The sequence below is a fragment of the Nocardioides limicola genome, from assembly GCF_016827675.1.
In the GTDB taxonomy this organism is placed as follows: Bacteria; Actinomycetota; Actinomycetes; order Propionibacteriales; family Nocardioidaceae; genus Nocardioides; species Nocardioides limicola.
On the sequence record NZ_JAERJA010000008.1, the window covers coordinates 73,113 to 92,876 of the forward strand.

Annotated in this window: 22 protein-coding genes; 14 read left to right on the plus strand and 8 right to left on the minus strand. The window is 70.1% G+C overall.

Features of this window, described 5'->3' with window-relative positions; translation table 11 throughout:
• Nucleotides 1–8: 8 nt before the first annotated feature.
• The gene (gene galK / locus JKG67_RS13745) at nucleotides 9–1,112 is read left to right on the plus strand and encodes a galactokinase (RefSeq protein WP_307816569.1); all 1,104 of its coding nucleotides are present in this window, start codon (nucleotides 9–11) and stop codon (nucleotides 1,110–1,112) included.
• Between the two features lie 67 nt (nucleotides 1,113–1,179).
• Entirely contained in the window at nucleotides 1,180–2,814 is a 1,635-nt protein-coding gene (locus JKG67_RS13750; protein ID WP_203337898.1) for a glycoside hydrolase family 13 protein, read from the plus strand.
• Between the two features lie 35 nt (nucleotides 2,815–2,849).
• Here JKG67_RS13750 and JKG67_RS13755 read toward each other — a convergent pair whose 3' ends face one another.
• Complete coding sequence (locus JKG67_RS13755) at nucleotides 2,850–3,479, minus strand: DsbA family oxidoreductase (RefSeq protein ID WP_203337899.1); 630 nt, start codon at nucleotides 3,477–3,479, stop codon at nucleotides 2,850–2,852.
• Complete coding sequence (gene ypfJ / locus JKG67_RS13760) at nucleotides 3,476–4,420, minus strand: KPN_02809 family neutral zinc metallopeptidase (protein WP_203337900.1); 945 nt, start codon at nucleotides 4,418–4,420, stop codon at nucleotides 3,476–3,478. The genes JKG67_RS13755 and ypfJ overlap by 4 nt, the downstream gene beginning before the upstream one ends.
• A gap of 58 nt (nucleotides 4,421–4,478) precedes the next feature.
• Between ypfJ and JKG67_RS13765 the strand changes: the two genes are divergently transcribed.
• The 3 genes from JKG67_RS13765 (at nucleotide 4,479) to JKG67_RS13775 (ending at nucleotide 8,861) form a co-directional block, all read left to right on the plus strand.
• Nucleotides 4,479–6,077, plus strand: coding sequence for an ABC-F family ATP-binding cassette domain-containing protein (locus JKG67_RS13765; protein ID WP_203337901.1), 1,599 nt, complete (start codon nucleotides 4,479–4,481; stop codon nucleotides 6,075–6,077).
• 10 nt (nucleotides 6,078–6,087) lie between these two features.
• Nucleotides 6,088–7,968, plus strand: a complete 1,881-nt coding sequence (locus tag JKG67_RS13770; RefSeq protein WP_307816570.1) for an ABC transporter ATP-binding protein — start codon at nucleotides 6,088–6,090, stop codon at nucleotides 7,966–7,968.
• 134 nt (nucleotides 7,969–8,102) lie between these two features.
• Complete coding sequence (locus JKG67_RS13775) at nucleotides 8,103–8,861, plus strand: SDR family oxidoreductase (RefSeq protein WP_203337902.1); 759 nt, start codon at nucleotides 8,103–8,105, stop codon at nucleotides 8,859–8,861.
• Here JKG67_RS13775 and JKG67_RS13780 read toward each other — a convergent pair.
• A complete protein-coding gene (locus JKG67_RS13780; RefSeq protein ID WP_203337903.1) occupies nucleotides 8,747–9,646 on the minus strand; it encodes an SURF1 family cytochrome oxidase biogenesis protein in 900 nt (299 codons plus the stop codon). The two genes, JKG67_RS13775 and JKG67_RS13780, sit on opposite strands and share 115 nt — an antisense overlap.
• A gap of 37 nt (nucleotides 9,647–9,683) precedes the next feature.
• On the opposite strand from JKG67_RS13780, the gene moaA reads away from it, so the two are divergent.
• Nucleotides 9,684–10,676 (plus strand): GTP 3',8-cyclase MoaA, encoded by a 993-nt coding sequence (gene moaA, locus JKG67_RS13785; protein ID WP_203337904.1) that lies wholly within the window; start codon nucleotides 9,684–9,686, stop codon nucleotides 10,674–10,676.
• On the opposite strand, the gene JKG67_RS13790 is transcribed toward moaA, so the two are convergent.
• Both JKG67_RS13790 and JKG67_RS13795 read right to left on the minus strand, forming a co-directional pair.
• Nucleotides 10,673–10,861, minus strand: a complete 189-nt coding sequence (locus JKG67_RS13790) for an acetone carboxylase (RefSeq protein ID WP_203337905.1) — start codon at nucleotides 10,859–10,861, stop codon at nucleotides 10,673–10,675. The two genes, moaA and JKG67_RS13790, sit on opposite strands and share 4 nt — an antisense overlap.
• A 208-nt stretch (nucleotides 10,862–11,069) precedes the next feature.
• On the minus strand, nucleotides 11,070–11,393 hold the full coding sequence (locus JKG67_RS13795; RefSeq protein WP_203337906.1) for a DUF3099 domain-containing protein: 324 nt from the start codon (nucleotides 11,391–11,393) through the stop codon (nucleotides 11,070–11,072).
• Nucleotides 11,394–11,452: 59 nt separating this feature from the next.
• On the opposite strand from JKG67_RS13795, the gene JKG67_RS13800 reads away from it, so the two are divergent.
• From JKG67_RS13800 to JKG67_RS13815, 4 genes are all read left to right on the plus strand, one after another.
• Nucleotides 11,453–11,665: a dodecin gene (locus JKG67_RS13800; protein WP_203337907.1), complete on the plus strand. Its 213-nt coding sequence runs from the start codon at nucleotides 11,453–11,455 to the stop codon at nucleotides 11,663–11,665.
• A 69-nt stretch (nucleotides 11,666–11,734) separates the two neighbouring features.
• Nucleotides 11,735–12,436: a 3-oxoacyl-ACP reductase FabG gene (gene fabG, locus JKG67_RS13805; RefSeq protein ID WP_203337908.1), complete on the plus strand. Its 702-nt coding sequence runs from the start codon at nucleotides 11,735–11,737 to the stop codon at nucleotides 12,434–12,436.
• 1 nt (nucleotide 12,437) lies between these two features.
• Entirely contained in the window at nucleotides 12,438–13,208 is a 771-nt protein-coding gene (gene fabI, locus JKG67_RS13810) for an enoyl-ACP reductase FabI (RefSeq protein WP_203337909.1), read from the plus strand.
• A 32-nt stretch (nucleotides 13,209–13,240) separates the two neighbouring features.
• Entirely contained in the window at nucleotides 13,241–13,744 is a 504-nt protein-coding gene (locus tag JKG67_RS13815) for a SixA phosphatase family protein (protein ID WP_203337910.1), read from the plus strand.
• Nucleotides 13,745–13,796: 52 nt separating this feature from the next.
• Here JKG67_RS13815 and serB read toward each other — a convergent pair whose 3' ends face one another.
• On the minus strand, nucleotides 13,797–15,029 hold the full coding sequence (serB, locus tag JKG67_RS13820) for a phosphoserine phosphatase SerB (RefSeq protein ID WP_203337911.1): 1,233 nt from the start codon (nucleotides 15,027–15,029) through the stop codon (nucleotides 13,797–13,799).
• A gap of 63 nt (nucleotides 15,030–15,092) precedes the next feature.
• Here serB and JKG67_RS13825 point away from each other — a divergent pair, with 63 nt between their 5' ends.
• The 4 genes from JKG67_RS13825 to JKG67_RS13840 all read left to right on the plus strand — a co-directional run bounded on the left by JKG67_RS13825 (nucleotide 15,093) and on the right by JKG67_RS13840 (nucleotide 18,323).
• Entirely contained in the window at nucleotides 15,093–15,893 is an 801-nt protein-coding gene (locus tag JKG67_RS13825) for an ABC transporter ATP-binding protein (RefSeq protein ID WP_203337912.1), read from the plus strand.
• Between the two features lie 28 nt (nucleotides 15,894–15,921).
• On the plus strand, nucleotides 15,922–16,380 hold the full coding sequence (locus tag JKG67_RS13830; protein ID WP_203337913.1) for an NfeD family protein: 459 nt from the start codon (nucleotides 15,922–15,924) through the stop codon (nucleotides 16,378–16,380).
• 132 nt (nucleotides 16,381–16,512) lie between these two features.
• The gene (locus tag JKG67_RS13835; protein WP_372442103.1) at nucleotides 16,513–17,562 is read left to right on the plus strand and encodes an SPFH domain-containing protein; all 1,050 of its coding nucleotides are present in this window, start codon (nucleotides 16,513–16,515) and stop codon (nucleotides 17,560–17,562) included.
• The gene (locus JKG67_RS13840) at nucleotides 17,559–18,323 is read left to right on the plus strand and encodes a sulfite exporter TauE/SafE family protein (protein ID WP_203337915.1); all 765 of its coding nucleotides are present in this window, start codon (nucleotides 17,559–17,561) and stop codon (nucleotides 18,321–18,323) included. The genes JKG67_RS13835 and JKG67_RS13840 overlap by 4 nt, the downstream gene beginning before the upstream one ends.
• 26 nt (nucleotides 18,324–18,349) lie before the next feature.
• Here JKG67_RS13840 and JKG67_RS13845 read toward each other — a convergent pair whose 3' ends face one another.
• On the minus strand, nucleotides 18,350–18,760 hold the full coding sequence (locus JKG67_RS13845) for a DUF4267 domain-containing protein (protein ID WP_203337916.1): 411 nt from the start codon (nucleotides 18,758–18,760) through the stop codon (nucleotides 18,350–18,352).
• Between the two features lie 45 nt (nucleotides 18,761–18,805).
• Nucleotides 18,806–19,762: an alpha/beta hydrolase gene (locus JKG67_RS13850; protein ID WP_238998452.1), complete on the minus strand. Its 957-nt coding sequence runs from the start codon at nucleotides 19,760–19,762 to the stop codon at nucleotides 18,806–18,808.
• Nucleotides 19,763–19,764: the final 2 nt, after the last annotated feature.

The window sequence follows — 19,764 nt, forward strand, 5'->3', positions numbered from 1 at the left end:
GTGCCGGTGTGACGGTCCGCTGGCGCGCCCCCGGGCGCGTCAACCTGATCGGCGAGCACACCGACTACAACGGTGGCTTCACGCTGCCGTTCGCGATCGACCGGTCCTGCACGGCGGAGGTACGCCGTGCAGGCCGGCCGGTGCTGGTGGCTCGCTCAGCGCAGCAACCGGACGCCGTCGAGGTGCCGCTGACACGGGGGGTCGACGCTGCGGTGCCCGACTGGGCGCGCTACCTGCTCGGCCCCGCCTGGCTGCTCCGCGAGCAGGGCGTTGACCTGCCCGGCCTCGAGATCAGTGTGGACAGTGCCGTGCCGGTGGGCGCCGGCCTCTCCTCATCGGCCGCCCTGGTGTGCGCGGTCACCTGTGCCGTCGTCGACGAGCTCGGGCTCCCGATGGGGCCGGAGGCGATGCTGGCGCTGACCCGTGCCGTGGAGAACGACGTCGTCGGCGCTCCCACCGGCGGGATGGACCAACTCGCCTCACTGCGCAGCCAGCCCGACTGCGTGCTGTTCTGCGATATGCGCGATCTGGTGACCGAGGCGGTGCCCTGCGACCTCGCCGGGGCCGGTCTCACCGTGCTGGTGGTGGACACGCGAGCACCCCACCGGCACGCCGACGGCGAGTACGCCGCCCGTCGACGAGGCTGCGAGCAGGCCGCGGCCGAACTCGGTCTCCGCTCACTGAGGGACGTCGACGTGGTCGGCCTGGACGCGGCGCTGGCGCGGCTCGACGATCCCGAACTGCGCCGCTACACCCGTCATGTGGTCACGGAGAACCAGCGGGTCCTGGACGTGGTCGGCCTGTTGCGCTCCGGCCGGCTGTCAGAGATCGGTCCGCAGCTGAGCGCCTCCCACGTCTCGATGCGTGACGACTTCCGGATCACGGTCCCCGAGATCGACGTCGCGGTGGACGCCCTGCACGAGGCAGGCGCGCTCGGGGCGCGGATGACCGGAGGTGGGTTCGGAGGATGCACGATCGGGCTGCTCGCCACCGAGGTGGCCGACGCCGCCGCGGCCACCGTCCGGCGAGCGTTCGATGACGCCGGGTTCGCGCCCCCGGTGACGTTCGAGGTGCGTCCCGGGCCCGGTGCGCACCGCATCGAGGGGACCTGAGGCCGTGCCGATCCCGCAGCGAACGTCCGGATTTCGTGACCAGAAGTCAGCGTGCCACGCTCTTCCGGTGAGCAATCAGCCATGGTGGCGCAGCGCCGTCGTCTATCAGTGCTACCTCCGCTCGTTCGCCGACGGCAACGGCGACGGCATCGGCGACCTGGCGGGGCTGCGGGCCAGGATCCCCTATCTCGCCTCACTGGGGATCGACGCACTGTGGATCAACCCGTGGTACCCCTCACCGCAGCACGACGCGGGCTACGACGTAGCCGACTTCCGGGCGATCGAGCCGGCGTACGGCGACCTCGCCGACGCCGATGCGCTCATCGAGGAACTGCACGGGGCGGGCATCCGACTGCTGCTCGACATCGTGCCCAACCACCTGTCCTGGGAGCACACCTGGTTCAAGCAGGCTCTGGCCGGCGACGAGGCGGCCCGCGCCAGGTTCATCTTCCGGCCCGGCCGGGGTGAGCACGGCGACTTGCCGCCCAACAACTGGCAGAGCGCCTTCGGTGGCTCGGCCTGGACCCGCACCAGCGAGCCCGACGGCGAGTGGTACCTGCACATGTTCGCCCCCCAGCAGCCGGACCTGTGCTGGGAGAACCCCGAGGTGATCGCCGAGTTCGAGAGTGTGCTGCGGTTCTGGTTCGACCGCGGCGTCGACGGATTCCGCATCGACGTCGCCCATGGCCTGGTCAAGGCACCGGGCCTGCCCGACGCCCCACCGGGCGCCCTGGACTCCACGCTGGAACCGCACCCGGCCTGGGACCAGGAGGGCGTCCACGACATCTTCCGGGGCTGGCGCAGGGTCGCCGACGAGTACGACCCGCCACGCATCTTCGTCGCCGAGGCCTGGGTGCCCGACAACGAGCGCCTGGCCCGATTCGTCCGGCCCGACGAACTGCACACCGCGTTCCAGTTCGACCTGCTGACGGCCCCGTTCCGTGCCCCGGTGATGCGCACCGTGATCGACGACGCACGACAGGTGCTCGGCCAGGCCGACAACCCCAGCACCTGGGTGCTGTCCAACCACGACGTGGTCAGGCACGTGACCCGCTACGCCCGCAGCCAACCGGAGCAGTCATTGGGCGGCGTCCTCGACCGGGAGCGGTGGCTGACCGACGAAGCCGACCTCGAGTTGGGGCTCCGCCGGGCCCGGGCCGCAGCGCTGGTGACCATGGCCCTGCCGGGCAAGGTCTACATCTATCAGGGTGACGAACTGGGTCTGCCCGAGGTGGAGGACATCGCCGACCACCGTCGCCTGGACCCCATCTTCGAGCGGTCGGGCGGCGCCGACCCCGGGCGCGACGGATGCCGGGTGCCGCTCCCGTGGCACGGTGACCAGCCGACGTACGGCTTCAGCCCCGACGGTGTCCACGACACCTGGCTGCCGCAGCCGCAGGGCTGGGCGCCGCTGACGGTGAGCGCCCAGGACGGCGTGGAGGGTTCCACCCTGGAGTTGTATCGCCGCGCGCTGCGGCTGCGCCGGGAGCGTTTCGTCGGCGCACCGGACCTGGTCTGGATCGATGCCCCCGACGACGTGCTCGCCTTCCGGCGCGGGAGCCTCGAATGCTGGCTCAACACCGGCGCGGAGCCGGTGGAACTGCCACCCGGCACCGTGCTCCTGCGCTCCGACCCGACCACCGACGATGGGTTGCTGCCCGGCAACACCGCGGCCTGGATCGACGTCGGGGAGCCCGCCTGACCCCTGTCCGGCGCTGGCGGACCGGGCTCGCGGAGTCAGTCCCCGTTGACCTGCCGCAGCATGTCCTGAAGCACCTCCGCCGGCTGGTCGCCGACGAGCAGATACGTGTCGTCGACCAGCAGCGCCGGGACCGCGGTCACCCCGACCTGGCGGGCCCACTGCAGATCCGCGGCCACGGCCGCGGTGAGCGCGTCGCCTGCGAGCAGCTCGGAGACCTCGTCCTCGGGCAGGCCGCCGCTCACCGCCGCATGACGCAGTACGTCGACGTCGGCCATCGACTCGCCCCGAGCCAGATAGGCGGCATGCAGCGCATGCTTGACGCTGGCCTGCGCCCCGTGCTCCGCCGCCAGGTGCAGGACCCGGTGCGCATCGAGGGTGTGTGCATGCGGTGCGTCGGCGTGGTCGAAGGTCAGCCCCAAGGTCGCGGCGACCTTCGCCGCATGCTCCATCACCTGGCGGGTCTCGGCCGGGCTTCGGCCGATCTTGCGCGCCAGCGCGGACAAGGTGCTCTCGGTGGGGACCCGGGGCGCGCCCGGGTCGATGTGGAAGGAGCGATAGCGCACCGTCACGTCGTACCCGGCGGCGGCGATCGCGCGTTCCAGCCGGTGCTGGCCGATCCAGCACCACGGGCAGGTGACATCGGCCCAGGCTTCGATCCGGGTCACAGCCGATCGGCCTTGAACGTGTCACATGCGGTCAGATCGCCCTGCTGGTAGCCCACCATGAACCAGCGCATCCGCTGCTCCGACGAGCCGTGGGTCCACCCGTCGGGGTTGACGCGGCCGCCGGTGCGCTGCTGGATCCGGTCGTCGCCGACCGATCGAGCCCCGTCAAGGGCGTCCTCGATGTCCTGGCGGGTGATCTCGCTGAAGATCGCCACCCCGGACTCGTCGGTGGTCGACGCGGCCACGCCCGCCCACATGCCGGCCAGACAGTCCGCCTGCAGTTCCAGACGCACCGCGTCACTGCTCGCACCCTGCTGGCTGCGCACCCGGCCCAGGTAGCCGAGCAGGTTCTGCACATGGTGGCCGTACTCGTGAGCCAGCACATACGGCTCCACGAACTCGCCGCCACTGCCGCCGAGCTGCTTCTGCAGCACCTCGGGGAAGAAGGTGGTGTCCAGATAGATGGTCTGGTCCACCGGACAGTAGAAAGGGCCCAGTTGGGAGCTCGCGTTGCCACAGCCCGTGGCGACCGCGCGGTCGAAGGTGCGCAGCGTCGCCGGCCGCAGTTGCTGTCCGGCCTGCTGCGGCAGCGCCGCCGTCCAGAACGTCACCAGCGAGTTCTCCACCGCCACTCGGGCGCAGTCGGCGTCCCGGTTGGCGTCGGCGCCCGTCGCGCACGCGGCGTACCGGTCGGTGCCGCTGGCGCTGCCGCCCGGGTCGTCCGAGAGCAGGTCGCCGGCCCCCAGCCAGTTGCCCAGCAGGACCACCAGCACCACCACGATCACGCCACCGATGCTCAGCCCGCCACGCCCCATCGGGATCGGCACACCGGCACGGCCGGTGCCGCCGGCTCTCCCCCCGACGGACCGGCTCCCCGCGGACCTGACGGGGGAGTGGCTGATCCGGCCGGTGTCGATCCGGGCCTTCGGATTGAACTTCATCCCTGCGGCGCTCCTCGAGTCGGTCCTTGAGACCTGCGAGCCGTAGACTAACCCGGACATGATCACCGCCCAGCAGCTCGAGATCCGCGCCGGGGCCCGTCTCCTGATGGAGAACGTCAGTTTCCGCGTCGCTGCCGGCGACAAAGTGGGGCTGGTGGGCCGCAACGGCGCAGGCAAGACCACCCTGACCAGAGTGCTCGCCGGGGAAGGACTCCCCGCGGGCGGTTCCGTGCACGCCACCGGTCCGGTCGGCTACCTGCCCCAGGACCCGCGGACCGGCGACCCCGATCAGATCGCCCGGGACCGGATCCTGTCGGCGCGCGGCCTCGACGACGTGGTACGCCGGCTGCGCACGGCCGAGGCGCAGATGGGCGACCCCGACCCGGCCATCGCCGAACGGGCGATGAAGCGGTACTCCCGCGCCGATGCCGAACTCCACGCCGGCGGCGGCTACGCCGCCGAGTCCGAGGCCGCGGTGATCGCGCACAGCCTCGGGATCGAGGACCGCATCCTCGCCCAGCCGCTACGCACCCTCTCCGGCGGTCAGCGACGCCGCGTCGAACTGGCCCGGATCCTGTTCTCCGGCGCGGACACGATGCTCCTCGACGAGCCGACGAACCACCTCGACGCCGACTCGATCGTCTGGCTGCGTGACTTCCTCAAGGCCTACTCCGGCGGACTGGTGGTGATCAGCCACGACACCGACCTGCTGGAGCACTGCGTCAACCGGGTTCTGCACCTGGACGCGAACCGCGCCGAGATCGACGCCTACAACATGGGCTGGCGGGCGTACCTGGAGCAGCGGGAGACCGACGAACGACGCCGCAAGCGGGAGCGCAGCAACGCCGAACGCAAGGCGAGCTCACTGGTGGACCAGGCGAACCGGATGCGCGCCAAGGCGTCCAAGGCCTCGGCCGCCCAGTCGATGCTGAAGCGCGCCGAGAAGATGATGTCCGGCCTGGAGTCCGAGCGTCGTTCCGACAAGGTCGCCAAGATCGCCTTCCCCGAGCCGGCACCGTGCGGCAAGACCCCGTTGATGGCCACCGGGCTGTCGAAGTCGTACGGGTCCCTGGAAGTCTTCACCGACGTCGATCTCGCCATCGACCGGGGATCCCGGGTGGTCATCCTGGGGCTCAACGGCGCGGGCAAGACCACCATGCTGCGCATCCTGGGCGGGGTCGACCGGGCCGACACCGGAGTGGTCGAGCCCGGGCACGGGCTCAAGCTCGGCTACTACGCCCAGGAGCACGAGACGCTGGACACCGACCGCACCGTGCTGGAGAACATGCGCACCGCCGCGCCGGATCTGACCGACACCCAGGCCAGGTCGGTGCTCGGGTCGTTCCTGTTCTCCGGCGACGACGCTCACAAGCCCGCCGGCGTACTCTCCGGAGGCGAGAAGACCCGACTCGCACTGGCCGCCCTGGTGGTCTCCAGTGCCAACGTGCTTCTCCTCGACGAACCCACCAACAACCTCGACCCAGCCTCCCGCGAAGAGGTCCTGGCGGCGATCCGCAGCTATGCCGGCGCCATCGTCCTGGTCACCCACGACGAGGGCGCCGTCCGGGCCCTGCACCCGGACCGGGTGCTGCTCCTGCCCGACGGCGACGAGGACCTGTGGAGCGAGGAGTACGCCGACCTCGTGGCGCTGGCGTGAGGGTGCGGCGATGTCGATGATGGGCTCTGGCATGGGCGGGGCGATGGGCCCGGTCTGGCGGAACCTGCGCCAGGACCGCAGCGTCGCCGCGACCAGGCTCGATTCCCGAACCTTCCGTCGGGTGCTGGGCTTCGCCCGGCCGCACCGTCGACTGATCGCGATCTTCCTGGCGCTGACCACGATCGATGCGGCTCTGGTGGTGGTGCCGCCGCTGCTGCTGCAGCGGATCGTGGATGACGGGATCGCGAACGGCGACGCGGCTCGGGTCGGCTGGCTGGCGGCGGCGATGCTGGTCACAGCGCTGGTGACTGCGGTCCTGGGTGTCGTCGGTGGTTTGTACTCGTCGCGGATCGGGGAGGGGCTGATCTTCGATCTTCGGACCCGGGTCTTCGGCCACGTGCAACGCCAGTCCGTTGCGTTCTTCACCCGCACCCAGACCGGTGCGCTGGTCTCGCGGCTCAACAACGACGTGATCGGTGCGCAGCGAGCCTTCACCTCGGCGCTGTCGAGCACCGTCTCGAACAGCATCTCGGTGGTGGTCGTCGGCATCACCATGCTGCTGCTGTCCTGGCAGGTCACCCTGGCCTGCCTGGCGCTCTTCCCGATCCTGCTCGCCGCCTCCCGCTGGGCGTCGCGGCGACTCAGTGCCCTGAGCCGGCAACAGATGGACGGCAACGCGGACCTCGGCAATGTGATGACCGAGCGCTTCAACGTGGGCGGGGCGATGCTGCTCAAACTCTTCGGACGTCGCGCCGACGAGGATGCGCTGTTCGCCACGAAGGCCGCCACGGTGCGTGATCTCGGCGTACAGATCTCCTTCGTCACCCGCGTCTTCGCCGCCACCATGATGCTGGTGCCGGCGTTGGCCACCGCCATCGTCTACGGCGTGGGCGGCTGGTTGGCGATCCGCGGCGACCTCACCGTGGGCACCATGATCGCGTTGGGCACCCTGCTGCTGCGACTGCTCGGCCCGCTGCAGGCGCTCTCGAACGTGCGGATCGACGTGATGACGGCCCTGGTGAGTTTCGAGCGGGTCTTCGAGGTGCTCGATCTGGCTCCGATGGTGGCGGAGAGGCCCGATGCTCGGGCGCTGCCGGCCGGCCCGGGACGACTCGAGTTCGACCGGGTGGCGTTCAGTTATCCGGATCCCGACACGATCTCCCTGGCCTCCCTGGAGACGGTCGCGCGCCAGGCTCCTGGCGCTGCCGAACGGGTGCTGCACGACGTCACCTTCACCGCCGAGCCCGGACAGATGGTCGCCCTGGTCGGGCCGTCGGGAGCAGGCAAGACCACGATCACGCATCTGGTCGCCCGGTTGTACGACGTGGATCAGGGTGCCGTGCGGGTGGACGGGCACGACGTACGGGAGTTGACCCTGGAGTCGCTCGAGGCGCGGGTCGGCTACGTCACCCAGGACGCGCACATGTTCCACGACACCATCCGGGCGAATCTGGTCTATGCGCGGCCGGACGCGGATGAGGCGGCGATCTGGCAGGCTCTGCGCGCGGCCCAGATCGACCGTCTGGTGTCGACCTTGCCGCATGGACTCGACACGGTGGTGGGGGATCGGGGGTATCGACTCTCCGGAGGCGAGCGGCAACGGCTCGCGATCGCCCGGCTGCTGCTCAAGGCCCCGTCGATCGTTGTCCTCGACGAGGCCACGGCCCACCTGGACTCCGAGTCCGAGGTGGCGGTGCAGGCGGCGCTCAAGGTGGCCCTGGAGGGGCGTACCTCACTGGTCATCGCGCACCGGCTCTCGACGATCCGCGACGCCGACCAGATCCTGGTGATCGAGGACGGGCGCGTGGTGGCCCGGGGGAGTCACGCGGAGTTGCTCGCCCAAGGGGGTCTCTACGGCGAACTGCACCGCACCCAGTTCCTCCAAGACTGACGAAGTTGCCCATCTGGTCGCCCGAGGTGTCAGATCTCGTCGCTTGGGCCGCCCATATGTGACACCTCAGGCGACCAGATGTGACACCTCGGCCGACCAGATGTGACACCTCGGCGGGGGATAGGGTCGGCGGCATGGATCTGGGCGTGGCAGGGCGGGTGTACGTGATCACGGGCGGAGCCGGGGGTTTGGGGCGCGCCACCGCCGAGGTGCTGGTGGCCGAAGGGGCGCGGGTGCTCCTCTCAGGTCGCAACTCCGACACCCTGGCGACTGCGGTGGCCGGGCTCGGTGCCGAGTCGGCGGCCTGGCTCGCCGCCGACAACAGCGACCCCCAGACTCCGCAGCGCCTGCAGCAGGCGGCTCAGCAGCGGTGGGGGCGCCTGGACGGTCTGCTGATCTCCGTGGGCGGGCCACCGGCCGGGCCGGTCACCGAGAAGACCGACCAGGAGTGGTCCGCGGCATTCGAGAGCGTGTTCATCGGCGCGGTCCGGCTGGCCCGGGAGTTCGGCGCCGTGCTGCCGGTGGGTGGCTCGATCACCTTCGTGCTCTCGTCGTCGGCGCGGACGCCGCTGCCGAACATGGCCATCTCCAACGGGCTGCGGCCCGGCCTGGCGATGGTCGCGAAAACCCTGGCCGACGAGCTCGGCCCGGCCGGTATCCGGGTCAACGGGCTGCTGCCCGGGAGGATCGACACGCCCCGGGTCGCCGAACTCGACGCACTCTCCGGTGACGCGGACGAGGCTCGGGCCCGGCACTGCGCCCAGATTCCGCTGGGTCGCTACGGTGAGCCCGCGGAGTTCGGCTCGGTGGCCGGCTTCCTGATGTCGCCGGCGGCGTCGTTCCTGACCGGCGTGATGCTGCCCGTCGACGGAGGGTTGCTCAGGTCCCTCTGATCGGTACGCCGGGTGCGGGCGCCCCGGGCATTGGCCAGCGACCGCGGGCCCGGGCCGCCGGGTCTGGCCCGACGCCACTCGTCCCAGGCCAGGTAGCCGAAGCCGAACAGCGCCAACGCACCGAAGAACCACCACTGCAGGCCGTAGAAGAAGTGGGGACCCGAGTCGAGGTCGGGCAACCGCGCCGGCGACAGCGGGGCGCCCAGGTCCACCGACTCGGACTCCAGTTCGACGAACCCGCCGTACACCTCGGCGCCGATCGCCGGCCCGATGGTGGCGCTGGAGATCGCTCGGGTGGACAGGTCGTTGACCGCGGTGGATGGGCCCTCGGCGTCGACGCGCACCCAACCCACGATGGTGACCGGCTCCGCAGCCACTCGAGGTATGTCGCCGGGCACCCCCCGGTTGTCGGTGGCCATCCAGCCACGGTCGACGAGCAGTCTGGGCCCCTCGACGGTGACCAGCGGCACCACCAGGTTCACCCCAGCGCGACCGTCCCGGGTCCGGTAGCGAACCACGACCGTCTCGTCGGCCGCATAGGTGCCGGTAGCGGTGATCCGCCGCCACTCCGACTCCGGGGGCAGAGGCTCACCGACCGCCATCACGGCGGCGACGTCGGCCGGTGCGGCGGCCGTGTTGGCCTGCACCCGCTCGTTGCGCTCGAGCCGGTCATCGAGCCGGGCGAACTGCCATTGCCCCAACAGCCAGGCGAGCCAGGCCAGCAGCGCTACCGTCACGCCAAGCAGGATCCAGCGACGGGAGAGCAGGAAACCGATCGAGCGCACCACCCGAGGCTATCGCCGCGGCGGTTAGACTCCGTACATGCTCCCCCTCGCGGACAGCTACGGGCGGGTCGCCACCGACCTGCGCGTGTCGCTCACTGACCGGTGCAACCTGCGCTGCAACTACTGCATGCCCGCCGAAGGGTTGGACTGGTTGCCCGGCGAGGACGTGCTCACCGACGACGAAGTGGTGCGTCTGGTGGGCATCGCCGTGCAGAAGCTCGGGGTGACCGAGGTCCGCTTCACCGGCGGCGAGCCGCTGGTCCGTCGCGGCCTGGTCGACATCGTGCGGCGTACCGCCGAGCTTCGCCCCCGTCCGGAACTCTCCCTGACCACCAATGCGTTGGGGTTGGAGCGCACCGCAGCGGCGCTGGCCGCCGCGGGACTGGACCGGGTCAACGTCAGCCTGGACAGCATCCGGGCCGAGACCTTCGCCGCGATCACCCGGCGGGACCGGTTGTCCGACGTGCTGGCCGGACTGGAGGCGGCGCGAGACGCGGGCCTGGGTCCGGTGAAGGTGAACGCGGTGCTCCTGCGCGGTCACAACGACGACCAGGCCGCCGAACTGTTGCGGTGGGCGCTGGCCGAGGGCTTCCAGCTCCGCTTCATCGAGCAGATGCCGCTGGACGCCCAGCACGGGTGGCGCCGCGACACGATGGTGACCGCGGAGGAGACCCTCGCCCTGCTGGAGCGTGAGTTCTCGCTGGAGCCTGCCGAGGAGCCCCGCGGCAGCGCCCCGGCCGAGCTCTTCAGCGTGGACGGGGGTCCAGCCACCGTGGGCATCATCGCCTCGGTGACCCGACCGTTCTGCGGGGACTGCGACCGGGTTCGGCTGACCGCCGACGGCCAGGTCCGCAACTGCCTCTTCGCCCGCGAGGAGTCGGACCTGCGGGGTGCACTCAGGGCCGGCGCCACCGATGCGGAGATCGCAGACCGGTGGGTGACCGCGATGGCCGGCAAGAGGGCCGGACACGGGATCGACGACGTGTCGTTCCTGCAACCGACCCGGCCGATGTCGGCCATCGGTGGCTAGCGCGCCACGGTCTCCTTGAGGAAACCGCGCGCGCCCAGGAACTGCGACAGCGAGTCTCGGTGCTCGGGGCAGGCCAGCCACACCTTGCGTCGTTCCGGCGTGTGCAGTTTCGGGTTGTTCCAGCGCAGTTCCCAGACAGCGGGCGCCCGACAGTCCTTGGCCGAGCAGATCGGGGAGTCGTCCACGTCTCGCCTTCCGTGAGGTTCGCCGGGGGCCACGTGAGCAGGAGGCGAAAAGTGTGGTGCCGGACAGCCACGGGGGAAGCTGTCCGGCACCACGGTTGTGTGAACTCAGACGGGGGAGGCTGAGCCCACAACAACGATTCTTGCACGCCGATGAGGGAACTCAAGGCGATCGGACGGCAGGTTTCCGACATTTGGACACGCGATCGTGTCAGTTGCCGATCTGGCGGTGGTCCGGAGTCACCGGGGGCAAGGTGCCCTCGCGTGGCCGACGATCGGTGGCGTTGGCCATCACCACTGCGACGTAGGGCAGGAAGACCGCGCCGGCGAAGAGGAACCAGCGGAGTACGCCGGGCCCCACCCACACCGCGCCGATCACGCAGGCGGTGCGAATCGCCATCGAGATCAGGTAGCGGCGCTGGCGACCGGCGATCTCCTCGGCACGACTCGGCGCGGCGGTGGTGATCCGGACGACGTCATCCCCCGACCCGGAGGCGGAGCCCCGGGAGCCCGCGGAGTCGCGCCGTTCACCCATGCCGCCATCGTACGCCGGTAGGCTCAGGCGTCGCCCCGCCCCAGAACCCGGAGGAACTCATGTCCAACCGCACCTACCGCGTCACCGAGATCGTCGGCACCTCACCCGAGGGCATCGACCAGGCCATCCGCAACGGCGTGGAGCGTGCCTCCCGGACGCTGCGACACGTGGACTGGTTCGAGGTGACCCAGGTCCGGGGACAGGTCAAGGACAACCAGGTCGAGCACTTCCAGGTGGGCCTCAAGCTCGGCTTCCGTCTCGAGGACGACTGAGCTTCCCACCAACTGGACGGTAACCGCGCGGTTTCGGCGTACCAGGCGGTAAGCACTAGCGTCGCTGACGTGAGCAGATCCGTACTCGTCAGCGGCGGCAACCGCGGTATTGGCCGCGCCATCGTCGAAGCGTTCCTCGCCCAGGGCGACCGAGTCGCCGCCACCACCCGCAGCGGCGGGGCTCCCGAGGGCGCCCTGGACGTGCGCTGCGACCTCACCGACCCCGAGGCCGTCCGCGCCGCGATCGCCGAGGCCGAAGAGGCTCACGGCCCTATCGAGGTGCTGGTGGCCAACGCCGGGATGACCGCAGACACCCTGTTGCTGCGGATGTCCGAGGAGGACTGGAGCTCGGTGATCGACACCAACCTGACCGGCACCTGGCGGCTGGTCAAGGGCGTCTCCCGAGGGATGCTGCGGCAGCGTAAGGGACGGATCGTCCTGGTCTCGTCGGTGGTGGCGATGCTCGGCTCGGCCGGGCAGACCAACTACGCCGCCTCCAAGGCCGGCCTGATCGGCCTGGCGCGGTCGGTGGCCCGCGAGCTCGGCAGTCGTGGGATCACCGCGAACGTGGTGGCCCCGGGGTTCGTCGAGACGGATATGACCGCCGATCTGCCCGAGGAGGTCAAGGCGGAGATCAAGCGGATCCCGCTGGCCCGTTGGGCGCAGCCGGAGGAGATCGCCGGTGTGGTGACGTGGCTGGCTTCGGAACAGGCAGGGTATGTGACCGGGGCAGTCGTCCCGGTCGACGGCGGACTGGGAATGGGGCACTGAGATGGGCATCCTCGACGGCAAGCGGATCCTGGTCACCGGCGTGACCATGGACAGCTCGATCGGCTTCGCGGTGGCCCGCGTCGCCCAACAGCACGGCGCGACGGTGGTGGTCTCCAACTTCGGCCGAGCGCTGGGCATCACCCGCCGGATCGTCAACCGGCTCCCGGAGCCATGTCCGGTCATCGAGCTCGACGTCACCGACGCCGATCACCTGGCCGGCCTGCCGGCAGCGTTGGGTGAGCACCTCGACGGCCTCGACGGCGTGGTCCACTCGATCGCGTACGGCAACCCCGAGACGCTGCTGGGCCAGGACTTCCTCACCGGCCCCTGGGAGGACGTGGCCCAGGCGGTCCAGGTGTCGGCGTACTCACTGGCCTCGCTGGCCAAGGCGTGCCGACCGATGATGTCGGGTGGCGGCTCGATCGTGGGCCTCACCTTCGACGCGACCGTCGCCTGGCCCGCCTATGACTGGATGGGCGTGGCGAAGGCGGGCTTGGAGTCGGTCTCCCGCTACACCGCGCGTGATCTCGGGCCCGACGGCATCCGGGTCAACCTGGTCAGTGCCGGTCCGCTGAAGACCCTGGCCGCCAAAGCGATCCCGGGGTTCGAGCAGCTCGAGTCGGCGTGGGGCGAACGCGCCCCTCTGGGATGGGACGAGACCGACCAGGAGCCCACCGCCCGAGCGGTGGTCGCGCTGCTGTCGGACCTCTTCCCGGCCACCACCGGCGAGATCGTGCACGTCGACGGCGGCTTCCACGCGATGGGTCTGTGACGGAAGCCCCGCCGGGGTGTCACACTTGCCGGGTGCCTCGTCTCGTCGTCATGCGCCACGCCAAGGCCGAGCCGTGGGCGGCCTCCGACCACGCCCGCCGTCTGACGGCACGGGGGACCGCCGACGCGGAGGCGGCTGGGCGCTGGCTCGCAGATTTCGGTTTCACCCCTGAGGTCGCGTTGGTGTCCGGGGCGGCACGGACCCGTGACACCTGGTCGGCGGCCGCCGAGGCCGCCGGATGGGACCTTCCGGGGACCTTCGACGAGGGTCTCTACAGCGCGGACCCGGACACGGTGCTCGACCTGATCCGGGCTCTCGACGAGCACGCGTCCACGGCGATGCTGATCGGCCACAACCCGACGATGGCGGCTCTTGCGCAACTGCTCGACGACGGCACCGGGGAGCGGCCGGCCACCGAGTTGCTGCTGCGCGGCTTCCCGACTGCCGCGCTGGCCGTCTTCGAACTCCCCGACAGTTGGCAGGACGTCGCCTACGGGGAGTGCCTGCTGCGTGCCGCGCACGTCGGGCGCGGCTGAGCGGACTGGACCGCACCCGCTCCGGGCACCGGCCGGGAGCGCACGAACCCGGTCACTCGATCGGCGGAGCCGGGGTGATGATCCCCACCTCGGCGTCGGCCGCCTCGACCTCCTCGCGGGTGATGCCGAGCAGGTAGACGATGGTGTCGAGGTAGGGCACGTTGACAGCGGTGTCCGCCGCCTCACGCACCACCGGCTTGGCGTTGTAGGCGATGCCCAGCCCGGCGGCGTCGAGCATGTCCAGGTCGTTGGCGCCATCGCCGATCGCGATGGTGGCCGCCTCTGAGACACCGACCTCGGCGGCGAAGTGGCGCAGCGCGGTCGCCTTGCCGGCCCGGTCGACCACATCGCCGACGATCTGGCCGGTCAGTTTGCCGTCCACCACCTCGAGCTCGTTGGCGCGGGCGTAGTGGACCCCCAGGTCGGCGGCCAGCCGGTCGGTGATCTGGGAGAAGCCTCCGGAGACGATCGCGAACCGGTAGCCGAGGCGCTTCAGGGTGCGGATCATCGTCCGGGCGCCCGGGGTGATCACGATCTCGTCGTACACCAGGTCCAGGGCGGTCGCGTCCAGCCCCTTGAGCAGTTCGACCCGGGCACGCAGGGACTCGCCGAAGTCCAGCTCGCCGCGCATCGCCCGTTCGGTGATCTCGGCGACCTGGGGCTCGCACCCGGCGTGGGCGGCGAGCATCTCGATGACCTCACCCTGGATCAGGGTCGAGTCGACGTCCATCACGATCAGGCGCATCCCGCGGCGCAGCAGCGAGGCGGACTGCACGGCGACGTCCACCCCCTGACGCGCAGCCTCGGCGGCCAGCGCGATCCGCAGCCGGTGCGGGTCGGCGCCGGAGACGTGCAGGTCGATCGCGGTGACCGGATAGCGCGCCATCCGCTCGATCCGGTCGATGTTGCCCCCCAGGTCGGCGATTCGCCCGGCCATCGCCGCCATCTGCGAGGCCTTCAGCGGAGTGCCGATCACGGTGACGTGACTGCGGCCCCGGGGGCGCTGCCGGTTGTCCCCGCGACCGCGGACCAGTTCCAGATGCATCTCCAGATCGGCCGCGGCCTGCTCCAGCGCGGCGGTGATCCGGCGCAGGTCCCGGGGCTCGCTGACCAGCACGCCCAGGACCAGTCGGCGACGCAGCACGATCTGCTCCAGGTCGATCACCTCGACGCCGGCTCGGCCCAGGATCTCCAGGATCCGGGAGGTCACTCCCGGCCGATCCTTGCCGGTGACGGTGATCAGGCAGGTGGGCTCCTCGACGGAACCAGGGCTCTTCGCATTCATGTCCCGCTGAGGCTATCGCGATTCGGTGCGGAGGCCGCCGCGTGCCCTAGTAGGGTCGGCGCCATGACCGCCGTGCTCCAGTTCGCCGACGTGACCGTACGCCGTGGACAGGCCACCTTGCTGGACAGCGTCAACTGGACGGTCAACTCGGACGAGCGCTGGGTGGTGCTGGGCCCCAACGGGGCCGGCAAGACCACCCTGATGCAGGTGGCTGCGTCTCAGGTGCACCCCACCGCCGGCGTCGCCGGGATCCTCGACGAGGTGCTGGGGGCCGTCGATGTCTTCGACCTGCGGCCACGGATCGGGCTCACCTCGGCCGCGATCGCCGAGCGGATCCCACGCGCCGAACTGGTCCGTGATGTGGTCGTCTCCGCCTCCTACGGCGTACTGGGACGGTGGCGTGAGGAGTACGACGGTTTCGATCACGACCGGGCCGCCGCGCTGATGACCGAGGTGGGTGTGGAGGCCCTCGCCGACCGCACCTTCGGCACCCTGAGCGAGGGCGAGCGCAAGCGGGTGCAGGTGGCCAGGGCGTTGATGACGGACCCGGAGTTGCTGCTGCTCGACGAGCCCGCGGCCGGGCTCGACCTGGGCGGCCGGGAGGACCTGGTCTCGACCCTGTCGGTGTTGGCGCAGGCACCTGAGGCGCCGGCGATGGTGTTGGTGTCCCATCATGTGGAGGAGATCCCGCCAGGATTCACGCACGCGTTGCTGCTGCGGGCCGGCAAGGTGGTGGCAGCAGGCCCGTTGTCGGCGGTGCTGACCGAGGCCAACCTGGCGCAGACCTTCGGGATGCCCATGGTGCTCGACCACGTGGACGGCCGTTGGTCCGCGCGGAAGCGGACCGGTCGACACAGCGGCTGAGTGGGGCCATCTCCGCTAGGGTCGGGGCATGGATTGGTTGCAGGATCACGCGTGGCAGATCTGGCTGGGGGCCGCCATCACCCTCGGTGTCCTGGAGATGCTCAGCCTCGACCTGGTGCTGTTGATGTTCGCTGCCGGTGCCACGGTGGGGATGGTCGCTGCGATGGTGGGGCTGCCGGTCTGGGCCCAGGTGATCGCCGCGGGGCTGTCCTCGGCGGCGATGCTCTACCTGGTCCGACCGTCGGTGGTGCGCCGGCTCCATGGTGGGCCGGAGTTGCGGTTGGGGGCGGCCAAGCTGGTGGGGATGCAGGGCACCGTGACCACACCGATCAGCGCTCTCGCCCCGGGCCGGATCAAGGTGGACGGCGAGGACTGGACGGCGCTGCCACTGGACGAGACGCTGCGCATCGCCGAGGGTGAGACCGTCGACGTGATTCGGATCGACGGCGCCACCGCGTATGTGCACCCGGTGCCGAGACTGGACTGAAGGACACTGCTGTCCCGACCGGGGCGGCAGCCGCACGCGGTGGCCGGGCATGGCTGGACACCGCAGAAGGAGAACACGGAGGATTCCATGGCGTTCGTGCTGACGACGCTGCTCATCCTGTTCCTGCTGTTCATGGTCGTGGCTGTGTCCAAGACCGTGAAGATCGTTCCGCAGGCCCGGGCCGGCATCGTCGAACGTTTCGGGAAGTACAAGGGCACCCTGACTCCCGGACTCAACTTCATCTTCCCGTTCGTGGACAAGGTGCGCTATCTGATCGACATGCGCGAGCAGGTCGTCTCGTTCCCGCCGTCACAGGTGATCACCGAGGACAACCTGAACCTGTCCATCGACTCGGTCATCTACTTCCAGGTCAACGACCCGGTGGCGGCCACCTACGAGATCGCTAACTACATCCAGGGTGTCGAGCAACTGACCCTGACCACGCTGCGCAACATCGTCGGTGGCATGGACCTGGAGCAGACGCTGACCTCGCGTGAAGAGATCAACACCAGCCTCTCGATGGTTCTCGACGAGGCGACCAGTCGGTGGGGGATCAAGGTCAAGCGTGTCGAGATCAAGGGCATCGACCCGCCCCCGTCGATCCAGGACTCGATGGAGAAGCAGATGCGCGCCGACCGTGACAAGCGTGCGGCCATCCTGCAGGCCGAGGGCCAGCGGCAGGCGGCGATCCTCACCGCCGAGGGCAACAAGCAGTCGGCGATCCTGAACGCCGAGGGTGACCGGGAGTCGCAGATCCTGCGTGCCCAGGCCGACCGCGAGGCGGCCATTCTGCGGGCCCAGGGTGAGGGGCAGGCGATCCAGACCGTCTTCCAGGCCATCCACGACGGCCGTCCCGACCAGTCGCTGCTGGCCTACCAGTACCTGCAGATGATGCCGAAGATCGCCGAGGGCGACGCCAACAAGGTGTGGATCGTGCCGAGCGAGATCGGCAAGGCCCTCGAAGGTCTGGGCTCGACGATGAACAGCCTGCAAGGCATCCCCGACAACGTCGAGGGTCCCCGGGTGCGGGTCTCCACCGAGGCTCAGGACGTGCTCGGTGTGGACACGGCCTCGGAGACGCTGTCCAGTGCGCACGAGGACGTCCAGCGGGCCATTGCTGAGGCCGAGCGGGCCGCGAATCCCGGCAAGAAGGACGTCGGCAAGGGCGGCTCACAGGATTGAGTCCGACCGAGGCGGTCATCATCGCCCTGGCGGGGGTGGCCGCAGGCACCATCAACACCGTGGTGGGGTCGGGGACGTTGATCACGTTCCCGACCCTGCTCGCGTTCGGCATCCCGCCGGTGACCGCGAACGTCTCCAACACCATCGGACTGGTGCCCGGCTCTGTCGCCGGTGCGTGGGGCTACCGCCGGGAGATGGCCGGGCAACGGGCCCGACTGGTCCGGTTCTCGATCGCCTTCGTGCTCGGCGGCAGCCTCGGCGCGGCCCTGCTGCTGGTGCTGCCGCCGAGTGTCTTCGCCGCGGTGGTGCCAGCACTGATCGCGTTGGCATTGGTGCTGGTGATCTTCCAGCCCAGACTGTCGGCGTGGGTCGCGCGGCGACATGAACACCTCGGCGGTCTGCCGGAGCACGGAGCCTGGTGGGTGTGGCCGTCGATGTTCGGCTGCGCTGTCTACGGGGGCTACTTCGGTGCCGCGCAGGGGATCCTGCAGATGGCGATCATGGGTGCCGGAGTGCCGGACGACCTGCAACGTCTGAACGCGATCAAGAACGTGCTCGCTGCCTTGGTGAACGCCATCTCGGGGGCCATCTTCATCGTGGTCGCCGTCGTGGATTGGCGGATCGTGGCGTTGATCGCCAGCGGCTCGGTGATCGGTGGCCTGCTGGGGGCTTCGGTGGGGCGCCGACTGCCTCCGAAGGTGCTGCGTGCGGTGATCGTGGTCGTCGGCGTGGCGGCGCTGGCCAGCTTCGTGAAGGGCTGAGTGCCGGCCCCAGGCGGGGGTGGGGCTCAGGCCGGTTCGTCGAGCGTCTCTGCCGGCGTGCGGCCGAGGGTGGCTACGCCGACGGCACCGCAGACGATGGCCGCCACAGCGGGAACCGCGAGCAGGACGCCGGTGCTGGGCTTCAGTTCGCCTGCCTGGGCCGAGTCGAGCGCAGCCAGGGCGTCGCCCGCGTCGACCGCGATCCCAGCTGCGACCAGGCCGCGCTGGGCGTTCCCGCTGCTGACCAGGGTGGCCACACCGAGGAGGATCTCGCGGGAGCCGAAGAGCCGGGTCATGTAGCTCAACTGTGGGTTCGCCGTCGGGTCGAGTTGGAAGAGTCTGGCGCCGGTCCGTGGTGCGGTGACCGCCATCGTGCCGATGGCGACGCGGCCGAGGGCCAGGCCGATTGCGGGGTTCCTGAGGCGGGAGAGGATCACACCTCGCAGCCTAGCCCTCCGGGTCGACGTTGGGGAGGGCTCGGCTCAGGCAGGCTTGTCGACGAAGGCCGAGTGCCACCGTTCGAGGACGTCGTAGCCGCGCTCCCGGGCGCCGGCCCGGGACAGGAACACATCGTGCAGGGCGCCCTCGACAGCCGTGTAGGTGACCTGCGTGCCGATGGAGGTGGCCCAGCGGCGGATCTGTGGCACCTCGAGGACGATGTCGTGGCTGAACACGTCCTCGCCCATCGCGGCCGGCATCGTCGACGCGCCACTGGACAGGACCAGCACCGGCGCCGGCACAGCGAGCCCGGCGTGGAGTTCGGCGTGGCCACGGCGGATCGCATGGAGCCAGGCGGCCCGGGCCGGGAAGGACCCGATCGGTCGCCAGTCGAGATTGAACTCCCACTCGCCGTGATGGTCGCGGTGCAGGCTCTGCCCGTAGAAGCCACTGACCTGGCGGGGGATCTCTCGGCGTGGCTGTGACCGGGCCAGCCTCGCCAGCGCCGCATCGGCAGCGGGGGTACGCATCCACGCCTTGCCCTGCAGATCCAGCCAGGGGGAGTTGAGCACCATGCCCGCCAACTCATCCGGCTGTCGATGGTGGGCCCACAACGGGAGGGTGAGGCCCCCGGTGGAGTGCGCGGAGGCGATCACCCGGTCGTGCCCGTCCCGGCGCACGATCCGGTCCCAGGCCAGATCCAGTTCGGCGAAGTAGTCGTGGAGATCGGTGATGTACATCGGCGTCTGGTGTGGGCGCAGCGACCGGCCGTACTTGCGCAGGTCCACGGCGTAGAAGTCGTACCCGCGAGCAAGCCACCACTCGGCGTACTGGGTCTGGAAGAAGTAGTCGGAGAAGCCGTGCAGGTGCAGGACAGCGCGTCCGGTGGACTCTTCGGCGCGCCGGCTGACCAGCGTGGTGACCACAGCGCCCTCCTCGTCGGGGGGCAGTCCGATGGTCTCCGCCTGCCACGGCTCACCCAACACGTCTGTCTCGATCATGG

Excerpts from the sequence above, each read along its gene's own strand:
- JKG67_RS13765 (WP_203337901.1), top strand. The coding sequence starts at position 4,479 with ATGATCACCGCCCAGCAGCTCGAGATCCGCGCCGGGGCCCGTCTCCTG.
- JKG67_RS13770 (WP_307816570.1), top strand. The coding sequence starts at position 6,088 with ATGTCGATGATGGGCTCTGGCATGGGCGGGGCGATGGGCCCGGTCTGG.
- ypfJ (WP_203337900.1), bottom strand. The coding sequence starts at position 4,420 with ATGAAGTTCAATCCGAAGGCCCGGATCGACACCGGCCGGATCAGCCAC.
- JKG67_RS13835 (WP_372442103.1), top strand. The coding sequence starts at position 16,513 with ATGGTCGTGGCTGTGTCCAAGACCGTGAAGATCGTTCCGCAGGCCCGG.
- JKG67_RS13825 (WP_203337912.1), top strand. The coding sequence starts at position 15,093 with ATGACCGCCGTGCTCCAGTTCGCCGACGTGACCGTACGCCGTGGACAG.
- JKG67_RS13795 (WP_203337906.1), bottom strand. The coding sequence starts at position 11,393 with ATGGGTGAACGGCGCGACTCCGCGGGCTCCCGGGGCTCCGCCTCCGGG.
- JKG67_RS13775 (WP_203337902.1), top strand. The coding sequence starts at position 8,103 with ATGGATCTGGGCGTGGCAGGGCGGGTGTACGTGATCACGGGCGGAGCC.
- moaA (WP_203337904.1), top strand. The coding sequence starts at position 9,684 with ATGCTCCCCCTCGCGGACAGCTACGGGCGGGTCGCCACCGACCTGCGC.
- serB (WP_203337911.1), bottom strand. The coding sequence starts at position 15,029 with ATGAATGCGAAGAGCCCTGGTTCCGTCGAGGAGCCCACCTGCCTGATC.
- JKG67_RS13830 (WP_203337913.1), top strand. The coding sequence starts at position 15,922 with ATGGATTGGTTGCAGGATCACGCGTGGCAGATCTGGCTGGGGGCCGCC.
- JKG67_RS13800 (WP_203337907.1), top strand. The coding sequence starts at position 11,453 with ATGTCCAACCGCACCTACCGCGTCACCGAGATCGTCGGCACCTCACCC.
- fabI (WP_203337909.1), top strand. The coding sequence starts at position 12,438 with ATGGGCATCCTCGACGGCAAGCGGATCCTGGTCACCGGCGTGACCATG.
- JKG67_RS13850 (WP_238998452.1), bottom strand. The coding sequence starts at position 19,762 with ATGATCGAGACAGACGTGTTGGGTGAGCCGTGGCAGGCGGAGACCATC.